Raw genomic sequence first — 2,500 nt, 5'->3', positions numbered from 1 at the left:
GAACGTGGGTAGACCACTATCCAAGCCTAAGTACTCGTGCATGACCGATAGCGAACAAGTACCGTGAGGGAAAGGTGAAAAGCACCCCGACAAGGGGAGTGAAATAGAACCTGAAACCGGATGCCTACAAACAGTCGGAGCCCGCAAGGGTGACGGCGTACCTTTTGTATAATGGGTCAACGACTTAGTGTAACAAGCAAGCTTAAGCCGGTAGGTGTAGGCGAAGCGAAAGCGAGTCTGAATAGGGCGATTTAGTTTGTTGCATTAGACCCGAAACCGAGTGATCTAGCCATGAGCAGGTTGAAGGTTGGGTAACACCAACTGGAGGACCGAACCCGCATCTGTTGCAATAGATTGGGATGACTTGTGGTTAGGGGTGAAAGGCCAATCAAACTCGGAAATAGCTGGTTCTCCGCGAAATCTATTTAGGTAGAGCGTCGAGCGAATACCCCGGGGGGTAGAGCACTGGATGGGCTATGGGGACTCACCGTCTTACTGATCCTAACCAAACTCCGAATACCCGGGAGTACTACTCGGCAGACACACGGCGGGTGCTAACGTCCGTCGTGAAAAGGGCAACAACCCTAACCTCCAGCTAAGGTCCCCAAGTCATGGCTAAGTGGGAAAGGATGTGAGGATCCCAAAACAACCAGGATGTTGGCTTAGAAGCAGCCATCATTTAAAGAAAGCGTAACAGCTCACTGGTCTAAATAAGGGTCTTTGCGCCGAAAATGTAACGGGGCTGAAGCCATGCACCGAAGCTGAGGATTTGCACTATGTGCAAGTGGTAGCGGAGCGTTCCGTAAGCCTGTGAAGGGACAGTCGTGAGACATCCTGGAGGTATCGGAAGTGCGAATGTTGACATGAGTAACGATAAAGAGGGTGAGAGACCCTCTCGCCGAAAGACCAAGGGTTCCTGCTTAAAGTTAATCTGAGCAGGGTTAGCCGGCCCCTAAGGCGAGGCGGAAACGCGTAGTCGATGGGAACCACGTTAATATTCGTGGGCCTGGTGGTAGTGACGGATTGCGTAACTTGTATTCACTTATTGGATTGTGGGTGCAGGGAAGCGGTTCCAGGAAATAGCTCCATCATTATAGACCGTACCCGAAACCGACACAGGTGGTCAGGTAGAGTATACCAAGGCGCTTGAGAGAACTATGTTGAAGGAACTCGGCAAATTGCACGCGTAACTTCGGAAGAAGCGTGACCCCATGCTAGGCAACTATTATGGGGTGGCACAGACCAGGGGGTAGCGACTGTTTATCAAAAACACAGGGCTCTGCGAAGTCGCAAGACGACGTATAGGGTCTGACGCCTGCCCGGTGCTGGAAGGTTAAAGGGAGAGGTGCAAGCTTTGAACTGAAGCCCCAGTAAACGGCGGCCGTAACTATAACGGTCCTAAGGTAGCGAAATTCCTTGTCGGGTAAGTTCCGACCTGCACGAATGGCGTAACGACTTCCCCGCTGTCTCCAACATAGACTCAGTGAAATTGAATTCCCCGTGAAGATGCGGGGTTCCTGCGGTCAGACGGAAAGACCCCGTGCACCTTTACTATAGCTTTACACTGGCATTCGTGTCGGCATGTGTAGGATAGGTGGTAGGCTTTGAAGCAGGGACGCCAGTTTCTGTGGAGCCATCCTTGAAATACCACCCTTATCGTCATGGATGTCTAACCGCGGTCCGTTATCCGGATCCGGGACAGTGTATGGTGGGTAGTTTGACTGGGGCGGTCGCCTCCGAAAGAGTAACGGAGGCGCGCGATGGTGGGCTCAGACCGGTCGGAAATCGGTCGTCGAGTGCAATGGCATAAGCCCGCCTGACTGCGAGACTGACAAGTCGAGCAGAGACGAAAGTCGGTCATAGTGATCCGGTGGTCCCGCGTGGAAGGGCCATCGCTCAACGGATAAAAGGTACGCCGGGGATAACAGGCTGATGACCCCCAAGAGTCCATATCGACGGGGTTGTTTGGCACCTCGATGTCGGCTCATCGCATCCTGGGGCTGGAGCAGGTCCCAAGGGTTTGGCTGTTCGCCAATTAAAGCGGTACGTGAGCTGGGTTCAGAACGTCGTGAGACAGTTCGGTCCCTATCTGCCGTGGGTGTAGGAATATTGACAGGATCTGTCCCTAGTACGAGAGGACCGGGATGGACATATCTCTGGTGGACCTGTTGTCGTGCCAACGGCATAGCAGGGTAGCTACATATGGAATGGATAACCGCTGAAGGCATCTAAGCGGGAAACCAACCTGAAAACGAGTATTCCCTATCAGAGCCGTGGAAGACGACCACGTTGATAGGACGGGTGTGGAAGCGCAGCAATGTGTGAAGCTTACCGTTACTAATAGCTCGATCGGCTTAATTGTTCTCATTGCTTATGCTCATGCCGTCGAAAGACGGACATGATGCCAGGACGTGTTCAAGACAAAACGAGGCCTAACCGGCCTCACCAGCTTCTCAATTGTTGCGCTTCGCTGACCTGGTGGTTATGGCGGGGCGGCTGC

1 rRNA gene (cut by a window edge) is annotated in these 2,500 nt (G+C 53.0%); it reads left to right on the top strand.

The annotated features are described in order from the left end of the window. Positions 1–2,362 (top strand): 23S ribosomal RNA (locus D460_RS0132250) (it extends 521 nt beyond the left edge of the window). Positions 2,363–2,500: the final 138 nt, after the last annotated feature.

The sequence above is a fragment of the Rhizobium sp. 2MFCol3.1 genome, from assembly GCF_000377565.1.
Lineage (GTDB): Bacteria > Pseudomonadota > Alphaproteobacteria > Rhizobiales > Rhizobiaceae > Rhizobium.
Note: the sequence above shows the minus strand (reverse complement) of the source record. Positions and strands in the feature narration are given on the sequence as shown.